At 66.2% G+C, this 13,048-nt stretch carries 12 protein-coding genes; 4 read left to right on the forward strand and 8 right to left on the reverse strand.

Going from position 1 to position 13,048, the window contains the following annotated elements; translation table 11 throughout:
* Window positions 1–30: 30 nt before the first annotated feature.
* On the forward strand, window positions 31–387 hold the full coding sequence (locus AC1MEM_RS17160) for a translation initiation factor Sui1 (RefSeq protein ID WP_499472487.1): 357 nt from the start codon (window positions 31–33) through the stop codon (window positions 385–387).
* 51 nt (window positions 388–438) lie between these two features.
* On the opposite strand, the gene AC1MEM_RS17165 is transcribed toward AC1MEM_RS17160, so the two are convergent.
* A complete protein-coding gene (locus AC1MEM_RS17165) occupies window positions 439–1,638 on the reverse strand; it encodes a YbfB/YjiJ family MFS transporter (protein WP_499472489.1) in 1,200 nt (399 codons plus the stop codon).
* A gap of 15 nt (window positions 1,639–1,653) precedes the next feature.
* Window positions 1,654–2,121 (reverse strand): Lrp/AsnC family transcriptional regulator, encoded by a 468-nt coding sequence (locus AC1MEM_RS17170; protein WP_499472490.1) that lies wholly within the window; start codon window positions 2,119–2,121, stop codon window positions 1,654–1,656.
* Window positions 2,122–2,289: 168 nt separating this feature from the next.
* Here AC1MEM_RS17170 and AC1MEM_RS17175 point away from each other — a divergent pair, with 168 nt between their 5' ends.
* On the forward strand, window positions 2,290–5,826 hold the full coding sequence (locus AC1MEM_RS17175) for an indolepyruvate ferredoxin oxidoreductase family protein (RefSeq protein ID WP_499472492.1): 3,537 nt from the start codon (window positions 2,290–2,292) through the stop codon (window positions 5,824–5,826).
* 13 nt (window positions 5,827–5,839) lie between these two features.
* Here AC1MEM_RS17175 and AC1MEM_RS17180 read toward each other — a convergent pair whose 3' ends face one another.
* From AC1MEM_RS17180 to AC1MEM_RS17200, 5 genes are all read right to left on the reverse strand, one after another.
* Entirely contained in the window at window positions 5,840–6,148 is a 309-nt protein-coding gene (locus AC1MEM_RS17180; protein ID WP_499472494.1) for an MmyB family transcriptional regulator, read from the reverse strand.
* Window positions 6,118–6,414, reverse strand: a complete 297-nt coding sequence (locus tag AC1MEM_RS17185; RefSeq protein WP_499472496.1) for a hypothetical protein — start codon at window positions 6,412–6,414, stop codon at window positions 6,118–6,120. Before AC1MEM_RS17185 ends, AC1MEM_RS17180 begins: the two co-directional genes overlap by 31 nt.
* Window positions 6,415–6,487: 73 nt before the next feature.
* Entirely contained in the window at window positions 6,488–7,513 is a 1,026-nt protein-coding gene (locus tag AC1MEM_RS17190; RefSeq protein WP_499472498.1) for a porin, read from the reverse strand.
* A 56-nt stretch (window positions 7,514–7,569) separates the two neighbouring features.
* Entirely contained in the window at window positions 7,570–8,547 is a 978-nt protein-coding gene (locus AC1MEM_RS17195; protein WP_499472499.1) for a Bug family tripartite tricarboxylate transporter substrate binding protein, read from the reverse strand.
* 103 nt (window positions 8,548–8,650) lie between these two features.
* The gene (locus AC1MEM_RS17200) at window positions 8,651–9,550 is read right to left on the reverse strand and encodes a LysR substrate-binding domain-containing protein (RefSeq protein ID WP_499472501.1); all 900 of its coding nucleotides are present in this window, start codon (window positions 9,548–9,550) and stop codon (window positions 8,651–8,653) included.
* A gap of 110 nt (window positions 9,551–9,660) precedes the next feature.
* Here AC1MEM_RS17200 and AC1MEM_RS17205 point away from each other — a divergent pair, with 110 nt between their 5' ends.
* Window positions 9,661–10,581: an amidohydrolase family protein gene (locus AC1MEM_RS17205; RefSeq protein WP_499472503.1), complete on the forward strand. Its 921-nt coding sequence runs from the start codon at window positions 9,661–9,663 to the stop codon at window positions 10,579–10,581.
* A gap of 10 nt (window positions 10,582–10,591) precedes the next feature.
* Window positions 10,592–11,596 (forward strand): tripartite tricarboxylate transporter substrate binding protein, encoded by a 1,005-nt coding sequence (locus AC1MEM_RS17210; protein WP_499472505.1) that lies wholly within the window; start codon window positions 10,592–10,594, stop codon window positions 11,594–11,596.
* A 214-nt stretch (window positions 11,597–11,810) separates the two neighbouring features.
* Here AC1MEM_RS17210 and AC1MEM_RS17215 read toward each other — a convergent pair whose 3' ends face one another.
* Complete coding sequence (locus tag AC1MEM_RS17215; protein WP_499472507.1) at window positions 11,811–13,043, reverse strand: gallate dioxygenase; 1,233 nt, start codon at window positions 13,041–13,043, stop codon at window positions 11,811–11,813.
* Between the last annotated feature and the right edge of the window lie 5 nt (window positions 13,044–13,048).

Here is a 13,048-nt window from a genome sequence, read left to right on the forward strand (position 1 = left end):
GCTTACCATCCCAAGACATTCGAGTACATCATGAAGAGCAGTGCAAAAGGCGGCCTTGTCTATTCCACCGATGGCGGGCGCATGTGTCCGGAATGCCGGCGGCCGCTCACGGAATGCGTGTGCAAGGCCAGCGCCGCCCCCACCGGCGATGGCGTGGCACGCGTGTCGCGCCAGACCAAGGGCCGGGGCGGCAAGAGCGTCACGCTCGTCAAGGGGCTCGCGCTCGACGCCACGGCGCTGGCCGCGCTGGCCAAGCAGTTGCGCACGGCCTGCGGTTCGGGTGGCACCGTGAAGGATGGCGTGATCGAGGTGCAGGGCGACCACTGCGACCTGGTCATGGAGGTCCTCGGACGGCATGGCCACCGCGCGAAGCGTGCCGGCGGCTGACACCGGCACGGGCATCACTTCACCAGGCCTGCGGCCGGCAATCCCGGCTGGTCAGGCCCGGCGCCCTTCCCGGCTCAGTACCTGAAGCACCACCATCCCGCACACCATCACCCCGGCCGTGATCAGCAAGGCATTGCGGTAGCTCCCCGTGCCCGCGGCGATATACCCGGCCATCGCCGGCGCGATGATCTGCGCGACGCCATAGCCCAGCGTCATCCTGGCCATCGCCTTGGCGGGATTGTCCGGGAAGCGGCGGCCGACCAGCGCCAGCGTCAGGCTCACGATCCCGACGAAGGTCGCGCCGAACAACAGCGCGCCGCAGACGTTGAGGAAGGCGCCGTCCGTGAGTGCCGGGATGAGGAGCGAGAGCGTCTGCAGGGCGAACGCCATCAGCAAGGCCCGCAGCGGTCCGAACGCGGCAGCGGCCCGGTCCCACAAAAAGCAGGAGGGCGTCGCCGCCAGGCCGACGATCACCCAGATCCAGCTGCCCCTGCCGGCGAGCAGCGGCAGCTTGACGAGGATCGCGACGAGGAAGGTGGCGCTGATGGCGAAGCCGAAGCCGGCGCAGAAATACATCGCCTGCAGCAGGCGCATCGACGCGTGCTGGCCCGGCACCGGTGTTCCCGGCTGCGCACCCGTGGCCGCATCGATGTGTGCGGGTTCCGGCATCCACCACCAGGCGGGCAGGAAGAACGCGACGCCCAGCAGGCCGAGCCCGAGCCACTGGCCGCGCCATTCCAGCCAGTCGGCCATCCCGCCGGCCGCGAGGCCGGACACCACGATGCCGAGACCAATGCCCATGAAATGCAGGCCGAGTTCAGCCTGGTAGCCCCGGCGCACCAGCCAGTTCAGCACCAGCCCGGAACCGAACAGCATGCCGGCGATGCTCGACAGGCCGCCAAGAAAGCGGAACACGCCCCACACGACGACATCCGAGGTGCAGGCCATGGCCGCGGTACTGAGCACCGCCAGCACCAGGCCGATCCGGTAGCCCCAGAACTTCCAGCGAATATCGCTGATGCGCGTGGCGAGCAGCGTGCCTGCCATGTATCCGGCGTAATTGATGGTCGCGAGCCAGCCACCGGCCAGGTGCGACAGCCCGGCCTGCTCGCGCATGAGGGGCAGCAGCGGGGTATACGCGAAGCGCGCCAGGCCGACGGTCAGGATCAGGGCGCAGATGCCGGCAAGGACCACCTGGTAGCGCTTGATGTCCGCTGCCTGCCCCACCCTTTCGTCCGCCAATAAACTCATGTCGGCTCCATGCGGCTAGATCGGCAAGGCCGTCTCGTACTTCACTTCGCGCAGGGCCACGCTCGTATTGACCTGGGAAATGCCGGGCAGCTTGACCAGCACGTTGTGCAGGAAGTCGTGATACCCGTCCATCGACGCAAACACCAGTTTCACCAGGTAGTCGAAGCTGCCGGTCACCTCGTAGCACTCGAGCACTTCGGGGCGCAGGTTCATCGCCTCTTCGAAGGTTTTGACCGTGCCTTCGGTATGGCCGGTCAGCGAGATGTGCAGGAAACAGCATACCGGCAGCCCGACCTTGCGCCGGTCGACCAGGGCGACGTAGCGCTCGATGACGCCGGTCTCCTCGAGCTCCTTCTGGCGGCGCCAGCATGGCGACGTCGACATGGCCACGCGCTCGGCCAGCTCGGCCGACGGTATCCGGCTGTTTGCCTGCAATTCGCGCAGGATTTTCAGGGATTGCTTGTCCAGGGAAGGATTTGTCATTTTATGGCTTGTTTCAGAAATGGCATGCCTATTCTAGGACCAAACGCGAGAAGATAGGAAAAATAGTTCTCGGGGCTTGCCTAAGATGGTGCGCAGAGCCGGCGCTTCAGCACTGTTTGCAACCTGCCGGCGAACGAACAAGACCTGGAGACAACAACAATGGGCGACATGCCACAAACCCTTTTCTCGCCCGGCGCGGCGCTGGCTTATCCGGACTACCGGCTCGACGACAACCTGGTCTGCGAAGACGGCCGCGTATTCATCACCGGCACGCAAGCGCTGCTGCGCCTGGCGATCATGCAGAAGAAGATGGATGCCGCGGCCGGCCTGAACACGGCCGGCTTCATCAGCGGCTACCGCGGTTCGCCGCTCGGCGCGGTAGACCAGGAAGCGTGGCGCGCCGCGAACATCCTGCAGCAGCACGCGATCGAATTCCTGCCGGCGATCAACGAGGAACTGGGCGCGACCGCCGTCCTCGGCACCCAGCAGGTGGGCGCCGACCCGCAACGCACCGTCGACGGCGTGTTTGCCATGTGGTACGGCAAAGGGCCCGGCGTGGACCGCGCCGGCGACGCCCTCAAGCACGGGCATACCTACGGCAGCTCGGCCAAAGGCGGGGTGCTGGTCGTGCTCGGCGACGACCACGGCTGCGTGTCGTCCTCGATGCCGCACCAGAGCGAACAGGCCCTGATGGCGTGGTCGATGCCGGTCCTGAATCCCGCGAACATCGAGGAATATACGGAGTTCGGCCTGTACGGCTGGGCCATGTCGCGCTTCACCGGGGCCTGGGTCGGATTCAAGGCGATTTCAGAAACCGTCGAAGGCGGCGCCGCCATCGAGGTCAGGCCGACGGCGCCCTTCGTCACGCCCACTGATTACGTCGCGCCGCCCGACGGCCTGCACATGCGCTGGCCCGACCTGCCGAGCCTGGGGCTCGAGGCGCGTACCGAGGAAAAGCTGCGCGCCGTGGCTGCCTTCGCCGCCGTCAATTCGATCGACCGGACGATCGTCGCCGCGCCCGGCGCCGCGCTCGGCATCATCAGTGCCGGCAAGGCTTACCTGGACCTGATGGAAGCGCTCGAGCGCATGGGACTGACCAAAGCGCGCCTGGCAGAACTGGGTGTGCGCGTCTACAAGCCGGGCCTGACCTTCCCGCTGGAGCGCACCCGCCTGCTGCAATTCGCGCAAGGCCTCGCCGAAATCCTGGTGGTCGAGGAAAAGGGCGCCGTCATCGAAGACCAGCTCAAGACGGCCCTGTACAACCTGCCGCCGGCGACGCGTCCCTACATCCTCGGCAAGACCCGGATCGACGGTGCTCCCCTGCTCTCCGCGATCGGCGAACTGCGTCCCTCGCGCATCGCGCCCGCCCTCATCGGCTGGCTGGCGCCGCGCTTCCCCGGCCTCGCGCTGGAGCAGCACCTGCCCGCATTCTGCCGCGCCGACGCGCTGTCGAACGGCGGCGACAATGTGAAGCGCACACCCTATTTCTGCTCCGGCTGCCCGCACAATACCTCGACCAAAGTACCGGAAGGCAGCCGCGCGATGGCCGGCATCGGCTGCCATTTCATGGCGACCTGGATGGACCGCTCCACCGTGAACCTGACGCAAATGGGCGGCGAAGGCGTGCCCTGGGTCGCGGCTTCGCGCTTCACGAACGAAAAGCACGTCTTCCAGAACCTGGGCGACGGCACCTATTACCATTCGGGCTACCTGGCAATTCGCCAGGCGATCGCGGCGCGCACCAACATCACCTATAAAATCCTGTACAACGACGCGGTGGCGATGACCGGCGGCCAGCCGGTCGACGGCAAGCTCAGCGTCCCCCAGATCCTGCAGCAGGTCGTCAGCGAAGGCGCGGCGTATGCCGTCGTGGTCACCGACGAGCCGGAAAAATACGAGGGAATCGCCCTTCCGCCGGGCGTGAAGGTGCACCACCGCAGCGAACTCGACCTGCTGCAGCGGCAGATGCGCGAGATGGCCGGCGTGACGGTGCTCGTGTACGACCAGACCTGCGCCGCCGAGAAGCGCCGCCGCCGCAAGAAAAACAAGGGCACCCACGTCGAATTCCCGGACCCGCCCAAGCGCCTCCTCATCAACCCGGCAGTGTGCGAAGGCTGCGGCGACTGCGGCGTGCAGTCGAACTGCCTGTCCATCCTCCCGCTGGAAACGGAGCTGGGCCGCAAGCGCCAGATCGAACAGTCCTCGTGCAACAAGGATTATTCGTGCGTGGAAGGCTTCTGCCCGAGCTTCGTGTCCGTCATCGGCGGCAAGCTGAAGAAGCCGGCCGCCTCGACGATCACGCTGGCCGACCTCGAAGCGCTGCTGGCCACGGCCCCGCCGCCCGCGCCGCACGATTTCGAGCGGCCGTTCGAGATGCTGGTTGCCGGCGTCGGCGGCACCGGCGTGGTCACGGTCGGCGCCCTGGTCACGATGGCGGCCCACCTGGAAGGCAAAGGCGCGTCGACGCTGGACTTCATGGGCTTCGCGCAGAAAGGCGGCGCGGTCATGTCGCACGTGCGCCTGGCCGCTTCGCCGGCGCGCCTGAACCAGGTACGCATCGACCTGCAGCAGGCCGACGCCATCCTCGCCTGCGACCTGGTGGTCGCCGCCATGCCCGACGCGCTGGCGGTGATGCAGCGCGGCGTCACCCGCGTGGTCGCCAACGAGCGCGAGATCCCGACGGCCGCCTTCACCGGCGATCCGGACGCCATCGTACCGAAGGCAGACCTGCTGGCGAAGATCCATGCCTCGGCCAGCGAAGCCGGTACCCATACCCTGAATGCGCAGGAAGTGGCGCTGGAAGTGCTGGGCGATTCGATCGTCGCCAACATCCTCCTGATGGGTTACGCCTGGCAGCGCGGCCTGATCCCCGTGAGCCTGGCGGCGATGATGCGCGCGATTGAACTCAACAACGTCGCCATCGACATGAACAAGCGCGCCTTCACCGTCGGGCGCGTGCTCGCCTTTGACCAGGCCGCGCTGGCGCGCCTGAAGCGCAGCGAAGCGAAAGTGATCCAGTTCGCGGCGCCAAAATCGCTGGAAGAGACGATCGCGTACCGGCGCGCGCTGTTGAGCGCCTACCAGGACGGAGCCTATGCGCAGCAGTACCTCGACCTGGTCGGCGCGATCGAGCGCAAGGAGCGCGATGTCGCGGGCGCCGCATCGAGGCTGCCGATCACCCGTGCGGTCGCGCGCAACCTCTACAAGGTGATGGCCTACAAGGACGAATACGAGGTCGCGCGGCTGCACGCCGACCCGGCGTTCAGGCAGATGATCGCGGAGCAGTTCGAAGGCGACTATACGCTCCAGTTCCACCTGGCGGCGCCGCTGGTGTCGAAGAAACGGCCGGGTTCCGACATTCCCGCCAAGCGCACTTTCGGCCCATGGATGATGCGCGGATTCGAGCTGCTGTCGCGCCTGAAATTCCTGCGCGCGACGCCGTTCGACCTGTTCGGCTATACGCAGGAACGCCGCAGCGAGCGCGCGCTGCGTGACGGCTATATCGCGCTGGTGCGCGCCATCGTGGCGGGGCTGAACGGGCACAATCTCGACGCCGGGCTGAAGCTGGCCCAGCTGCCGGAAAAGATCCGCGGCTATGGCCACGTCAAGCACGCGAACATGGCGGCGGCGAAGAAGGAACAGCTGGCGCTCGTGGAGCAGTTCAACTCGCCGACGGTCGCGATCCCGATCCGGCGGGTGCAATAAGCGGCTCGCGCAATCAGCCTGCGGCTGGCAGCAGCATGGTGAGCTTCAGGTCCGGCCGTCCCTGGAGCTGCAGCGTGGCCTGCTCGAACACCAGGCGTCCGGCGGCAGGATGCATGAAGGTCCTGGTGCCGCCTTCGCGCACCAGCACTTCTTGCGCATTCCAGAACTGCAGGAAGTCAGCGCTGTGCTCCTGCAGCGCCGCCACCAGCTCCCTGAGCGGCGGCGCATCCGCGCCCTTGCCGCATTCCGCGCGAAACTCCGCCACCAGGCGCCGCGCGCGTTGCGGCCAGTCTATGACGAGTGCCGGCCGCAGACCGTGCATTGCTGGACCGTACAGCGGTTGTAGGGAAAATAGGCCGGCGCGATGGGCGCCTCGGGCGACCAGTAATCCGTTCCGCCGGGACGGTATTCGGTATAGGTCGGGTCGGCATAGGGATCACCCTGCAAGCTAGCGACCGTGCGCATCTGCGCTTGCGGAAAGTCGACCGGGACCCGCGTCCATCCGCGATACGTCTCGATCGCGCAGGCGCAGGCGCGCGTCACGGCGGCAGACGACTGCGCCAGTTCCATCAGTCGATCGACGTCCACTCTGTGCTCCGCAGCGATATTCATCCGCCCAGTCTAGCAAAGAACCGGGCGGCGCTGCGGAGCGCTTCGCGCATCAGAAGGTGTGGCGGATGCCTAGGGCCAGGCTGTCGCCCGCGTCGAAGCCGGTCTGCTTGTCGCGCAAGTACACCGCATACAGGTCGGTGCGCTTCGACAGGAAGTGGTCGTAGCCGAGCGAAGCGGTCTTGCGCAGATTGTCCGCCAGCGCCGCGCGCGTGCGCTTCGTGTGCGCGAACTCGGCCAGCACCGCGCCGCTCGCCGTTACGGGCACTTTGAGCCCGAGATCCCAGGTCTTCGTGTCGTTGACCGTGCCGCCAGCCTCGGAGCCTGACAGCGAGCCGTACACCTTGACCGCCTTGAAGTCCCAGGCGGCGCCCAGCAGATAGCCTTTCTGCTGGGCGAGCGGCGCCGTGACGGGGATGCGGAAGCGCTGCGCCGAGATGACCGCGCTGAAGGGGCCGTTGACGTAGTTGGCGTGCAGGCCGAGGTTGGCCGTGCCGGTGCTGCCCGCGGTTTCGCCGAGGCCATAGACGAGGTTGGCCGCCAGGCCGTTGATGCGCGGCGTGACATACTGGATCGCATTGTTCCAGACGGTGTCGCCGATCAGCGCACCGTTATAGCCGGCGACGAAGTTGTGCAGCACGAGCGGCGAGAAGACGACCGAGTTCCCGAACGGACTCACGACGGCCATGTTGATGTAAGTCGGATTGGTCTGGCGGCCCACCGCCAGCTTGCCGAATCCGCCTTCGATACCGACGAAGGCGTTGCGCGAGAACAGCGGGTCGGCGGCGCTGCGTCCCTGCCCCCCGGTATCGGTCTGGAAGAAGCTTTCCAGCGCAAAGATCGCCTTGTAGCCGGCGCCCAGCTGCTCGGCGCCGCGCACGCCCCAGAACGAGGTCGTCAATCCACCATGACCCAGCTGCGTCACCGCCCCGGGGCCGCCGCTACGCTCCATCTTGCCCAGGTAGGCGCCGACCAGCCCGTAGAGCTGGACCTGGGTTCCGGCCTGGGCCAGTGCCCCGAACGACGCGCCGGCCATGACCAGGCCCACGCTGTAATGCATGAATCGTGAGTGTCTCATTGTTGTCGTTTTCGAGTGTGAATAAAAGGACTGGCCGTACCGGCGCCGTGCCCGCTCTACTGCTTTTCGATCTTCGCCTTCGTGATGACCGCGCCCCACTTGGCGATATCGGAAGCGAGCAGCTCCTTCGTCGACTCGGGCGTGCCGCCCTGGGCTGCGATCCCCAGTTCGAGCAGGCGTGCCTTGATCTCGGGACTGCTCACCGCGGCATTGATTTCCTTGTTCAGGCGATCGATGATGGGCTTCGTCGTCCCGGCCGGCGCGGACAAGCCATTCCAGCTCGTCGCCTGGTAGTTCGGCAGGCCGCTCTCGGCGACGGTGGGCACGTTCGGCAAGCCGGCGAACCGTTTATTCGAGGTCACGGCGAGCGCGCGCACATTCCCGGCCTTGATTTGCGGGAGCGCCGGACTGAGGATCTCGACGGATGCATTGAGTTCGCCTGTCGTGGTCGCGGTCAGCACTTCCGGCGAACCTTTATAGGGCACGATCATCGCGTCGATGCCGGCCATCGAGGTGAACAGCTCGGCCGCCAGGTTCTGCGTGCTGCCGCGGTTGATGGTGCCGATACTGAGCTTGCCCGGATGGGCCTTGCTGTACGCGATCAGTTCCGCTACCGATTTCACCGGCAGTTTATTGTTGACCAGGAGCGCCAGGTCGAAATAGCCGAGCGTGGAGATGGGCGCGAAATCCTTCATGGTGTCGAAGGGCAGCTTCTTGAACAGGTTGGCGCTGACCGCCGTGGCATTACTGATCAACAGCAGGGTGTAGCCGTCCGGGGCGGCCTTGGCGACCGTGTCGGCCGCCACGATGCCGCCCGCCCCCGGCCGGTTCTCGATGATGATGGGCTGCTTCATCGAGGTCGACATCTTCTGCGCCACCAGGCGCACCGTCAGGTCGGCGACGCCGCCTGCGCCGAAGGGCACGATGATCTTGACGAGTTTTTCCGGATAGTTCTGCGCGCCGGCGGACAGCGACACGACAAGAGAGAGTGCGGCCAGGCCGTAGTGCAGGCCCTTCAGTTTGTACGGAATCATTGCTTGCCTCGATAAGGGGTAGGAAAACCTGGACCGATTATCGAGGAGTGTCTGTCGACCGACTATCCTGTATGCAAGCTAACAGGTATCGCAAAACGGCATATCACGCCGTGCGCAGGATGTCCTTCATCACCCGTTCGAGGATGTCCAGGGTCGCCTGCTGGGTGCTGGTGGCGGGCCGGGCGGCGCCGGTGGCGACCGACAGCAGGGGAAACAGGCCGGGGTTCGTGATCCGGCAGGTCGTGAACCGTTCCGGCTGCGCGGCCGTGATGACGGCGTGGCGCGACAGCACGGCGCAGCCGACGCCATCGGCCACCAGGTCGAGGATGGTGGCGACGCCATCCACTTCCATCGCAATGCGCGGCTGGACGCCGATATTCGACAAGGCCGTTTCGACGTGCATGCGGACCGCGTTCGGCCGGCCGGGGATGATCAGCGGATAGCCGGCCAGGTCCTTCAGCGCGATGTGCTCGCCGGCGGGCGCAGCGGCGGCGCCGCACACCAGCAGCAGTTCGTCCTGCAGCACGGGGCGCAATTCGATGCCCGGCGACGGAAACGCGTTGTAGAGCAGCGCGATGTCGAGCTGTCCCGTCAGCAGCGCCTCCTGCATGGTTTTCGACAGCCCCTCGGTGATCGACAGGGTGGCGTCCGGCATCAGGCGCTTGAATTCGCGGGTCACGGGCACCGCGAGGATCCGGCCCAGGGTCGGCGGCAGGCCGATGGCGACGCGCCCGGCCAAGGAGCCGCGCACCCGGGACAGTTCTTCGCGCAGGCGCTCCATCTGGTGCAGCACACCCCGGCTGTGCTCGAGCAGCGCCCTGCCCGCCTCGGTCAGGGTAATGCCGCGGCCATTCCTCACCAGCAGGCTCTGGCGCAGTTCCACTTCCAGCAGGCGCACCTGCCGGCTCAGCGCCGGCTGGGCGATGTCGAGCACGATCGACGCCCGGGTGAAACTGCCGAGTTCCGCGACCCTGACGAAATAGGAGAGCTGCTTGATGTCCACCGGCGTTCCTCATGCATTGGTTTTATGCGCCAATGATATAGCAACTTGTTATAGCTGCTAGCTGGCGCACGCTCTGGCATACGGGGCGCCGGGCGCTCACAATGGGCAGCATGAATACGATCAAAACCCCGGGATGGCTCGACTGGTATCACGGGCCCGCCACACCGCGCTTCCAGCTACCCGCCAAGGCCGTCGACGCGCATTGCCACGTCTTCGGGCCGGCTGCCGAATTTCCGTTTGCGCCCGAGCGCAAGTACACGCCATGCGACGCCAGCAAGGAGCAGCTGTTTGCCCTGCGCGACCATCTCGGCTTCACCCGCAACGTCATCGTGCAGGCGACCTGCCACGGTGCCGACAACCGGGCCATGGTCGATGCCTGCATCGCCTCGAACGGCAAGGCCCGCGGCGTGGCCACGGTGCGGCGCGACGTCGGCGACGACGAGCTGCAGCGCCTGCACGACAGCGGCGTGCGCGGCGTGCGCTTCAACTTCGTCAAGCGCCTGGTCGACTTCACGCCGAAGGCCGAGCTGGAGGAAATCGCCGGCCGCATCGCGAAGCTGGGCTGGCATGTCGTGGTGTATTTCGAGGCGCAGGACCTGCCGGAGCTGAAGGACTTCTTCGCCGCCCTGCCCACCATCGTCGTGGTCGACCACATGGGCCGCCCCGACGTCGGCAAACCGGCCGACGGCCCGGAGTTCGCGTTCTTCCTCGACTTCATGCGCGAACACCCGCACGTCTGGTGCAAGGTCAGCTGCCCCGAGCGGTTGTCGGTGACGGGGCCGAAGGCGCTCGACGGCGAAGCGCATGCCTACCGGGACGTCGTCCCGTTTGCGCGCCGCGTCGTCGAGCAATTCCCGGACCGGGTGCTGTGGGGGACGGACTGGCCGCACCCCAACCTCAAGGACCACATGCCCGACGACGGGCTGCTGGTCGACTTCATTCCCCATATCGCGCCGACCGCGCAATTGCAGCAGAAATTATTGGTCGATAACCCCATGCGCCTGTACTGGCCCGAAGAGCTGGACTTTTAGGAAAACAACGATGATGAATGCTGTCCCACGCGCTTCAAGCCTCGGCAAGACCGCAGTCCCTGCGGCGCTGCTGTCCGTCTTTGCCGCTTTTACGCCCGCGGCCGCACATGCCGAAGACGCCTATCCCGCCAAAGCGATCCGGATCGTCGTGCCCTACACCCCAGGCGGCGGCGTCGACATCGTCACCCGCCTCGTCGGCCAGGCGATGGCGGTGCGCCTCAAGCAGGTGGTCATCGTCGACAACCGCCCCGGTGCCGGCACGAATATCGGCATGAGTGCGGCCGCCAAGTCCGATCCCGACGGCTACACCCTGCTGACCGTGTCCAACACCCTGGCCAGCAACGGCGCGCTCTACCCGAAGCTGAACTACAACCCCGCCCATGACTTCGCACCGGTCGGGGGCATCGGCTATGCGCCGCTGGTCGTCGTCGTCCCGGCCGCATCGCCGTTCAAGACCCTGCAGGAGATGGTCGCCTATGGCAAGGCCAATCCCGACAAGCTCAGCTACGGTTCGGCCGGGAATGGCAGCTCGGGCCACCTCGCCACCGAACTGCTGAAAGACCAGGCCGGGTTCAACGCGCTGCACGTGGCCTACAAGGGCGGCTCCCAGGCGGTGACGGACCTGATCGGCGACCGTATTTCCTTCATGTCGATTAATCCGCTGGAGGTCGTCGCGCATACGCAGTCCGGCAAGCTGCGCGCGCTGGCCGTGATGGACAAGGCGCCGTCGCCGCTGCTGCCGGCGGTGCCGACGGTGGCCTCGCTCGGCCTGCCGGGCAGCACGACGACCGTGTGGTGGGGGCTGGTCGGGCCGCGGGGCATGCCGGCGGAGGTCGTCGCGAAGCTGAACAACGCCCTGCGCCAGGCGCTGGCCGATCCCGCCGTCGTCAAGCGCTTCGCTGACATGGGGGCGACGGTCACGCCGACCAGTCCCGCGCAGTTCGGCAGCTTCGTCGAGGGCGAGACGGTCAAGTGGACGCGCGTGATCAAGGCGGGCGGCATCCAGGCGGATTGAAGCGCCTCGTCCGTGAATAGGGCGCGGCGCGCACATGCAAACACCGCGCCGGCAGCGTCGCCCGCTCTCGTAGGGTGGACTCCCGAGTCCACGCGGTTCACCGCATGAAAATCGGAGCGTTACGCACCCGCACGTAAACGCGTGGAGTCGGGACTCCACCCTACGGACCGGGCCGGGCAACGCTGTCCGCTCTCTCGAGCCAGCAGGCCCAGCCTCAGGCCGACGCGGGCACCCGCCGGGTTTGCAAAAACTCGTCCAGCGTCTCGCCCCGCATGCTGGCGTACACCTGGAGATTCGACATCTTCTGGACCCGCGCGAACTTCTCGAGCACGAAGAAACTCACGCCATACTGCACCAGAGCGAGCCAGTCCTTGCGCCGCACCAGTTCGCGTTCCTCGACGCTCAGCCCCAGTTCCTCGAAAGCCGCCTCGAGGTCGCGCATGACGAGCTCGCGGAAGCCCGGCTCGCGATGCCGCCAGAAGAACCGGTTCAGGTTCAATGCCTTGACGCTGTGTTCCACATCGAAGGCATAGGTTCCCTCGATGTCTTCGATGCCGGCCAGCTGCTCGTTCGAGCGCGCCTTGACCGGCGCCGGCGGCGGACCGCTTGCCTCGACCTGTTCGTACACCGCGACGGCCATATTGGTCGTCGTGGCCAGATATTGGTTCTGGTGGACGCAGGTGATTTCCTCGGTCAGCGCGCCGCGCATCGCCATCCACATGATGACTTCGGCACTCTCCGCGCCGCCGCGGCGCACCAGTTCCGCATGGGTCATCGCCGTCAGTTTTTCCGGCTGCTCGACGAAGAGCCGCAGGAATTCCTCGTCCCATTCGGTGTCGTTGAAACCCGTACGCTCGCCATGGATCTGGTGCGAGAGTCCCCCGGTGCCGACGACCACGACCTTCAGGTCTTCCGGGAAGGATTCGACCGCGCGCCGTACCGCCTGGCCAAGCTTGTAGCAGCGCTTCGCGGTTGGCAGCGGATACTGCAGCACATTGATCGCGATCGGCAGGATCGCGCCGGGCCAGGCCGGTTCGTGCGGCCACATCAGGCCCAGCGGCGAATTGCAGCCATGGTCAAGCGCCCGGTCCTGGAACACGGCCATGTCGAACTCCTCGTTGACCAGGCAGTCGGTCACATGGGCCGCGAGCTTCGCGTGGCCGAGGATACCGGGAAGGGGCCGGCGGCCGGCGCCTTCGTCGGCCATGTCGAATTCCGGCGACACGCCGATGGCGAAGGTCGGGTACAGGTCGAAGAAGAAGCTGTTCGCATGGTCGTTGTAGAAGAACAGGAGCAGGTCCGGCTGTTGGGTTTCAAGCCATTGTGCGACCGGCTTGTAGCCCTCGAACAGGGGCGCCCAGGCCGGGTCGTCCTGCCGCTTCCTGTCGTAGGCCAGGCCGATGGTGGGGACGTGCGAGGTACCGATACCGCCGATGATTCTTGCCATGATAA

It is taken from the genome of Telluria sp. AIW5 (genome assembly GCF_056680575.1).

What these genes read in the sequence shown, in the direction of transcription:
- AC1MEM_RS17160 (WP_499472487.1), top strand. Translation starts at nt 31, where the DNA reads ATGAAGAGCAGTGCAAAAGGCGGCCTTGTCTATTCCACCGATGGCGGG.
- AC1MEM_RS17165 (WP_499472489.1), bottom strand. Translation starts at nt 1,638, where the DNA reads ATGAGTTTATTGGCGGACGAAAGGGTGGGGCAGGCAGCGGACATCAAG.
- AC1MEM_RS17170 (WP_499472490.1), bottom strand. Translation starts at nt 2,121, where the DNA reads ATGACAAATCCTTCCCTGGACAAGCAATCCCTGAAAATCCTGCGCGAA.
- AC1MEM_RS17175 (WP_499472492.1), top strand. Translation starts at nt 2,290, where the DNA reads ATGCCACAAACCCTTTTCTCGCCCGGCGCGGCGCTGGCTTATCCGGAC.
- AC1MEM_RS17180 (WP_499472494.1), bottom strand. Translation starts at nt 6,148, where the DNA reads ATGCACGGTCTGCGGCCGGCACTCGTCATAGACTGGCCGCAACGCGCG.
- AC1MEM_RS17190 (WP_499472498.1), bottom strand. Translation starts at nt 7,513, where the DNA reads ATGAGACACTCACGATTCATGCATTACAGCGTGGGCCTGGTCATGGCC.
- AC1MEM_RS17195 (WP_499472499.1), bottom strand. Translation starts at nt 8,547, where the DNA reads ATGATTCCGTACAAACTGAAGGGCCTGCACTACGGCCTGGCCGCACTC.
- AC1MEM_RS17205 (WP_499472503.1), top strand. Translation starts at nt 9,661, where the DNA reads ATGAATACGATCAAAACCCCGGGATGGCTCGACTGGTATCACGGGCCC.
- AC1MEM_RS17210 (WP_499472505.1), top strand. Translation starts at nt 10,592, where the DNA reads ATGATGAATGCTGTCCCACGCGCTTCAAGCCTCGGCAAGACCGCAGTC.
- AC1MEM_RS17215 (WP_499472507.1), bottom strand. Translation starts at nt 13,043, where the DNA reads ATGGCAAGAATCATCGGCGGTATCGGTACCTCGCACGTCCCCACCATC.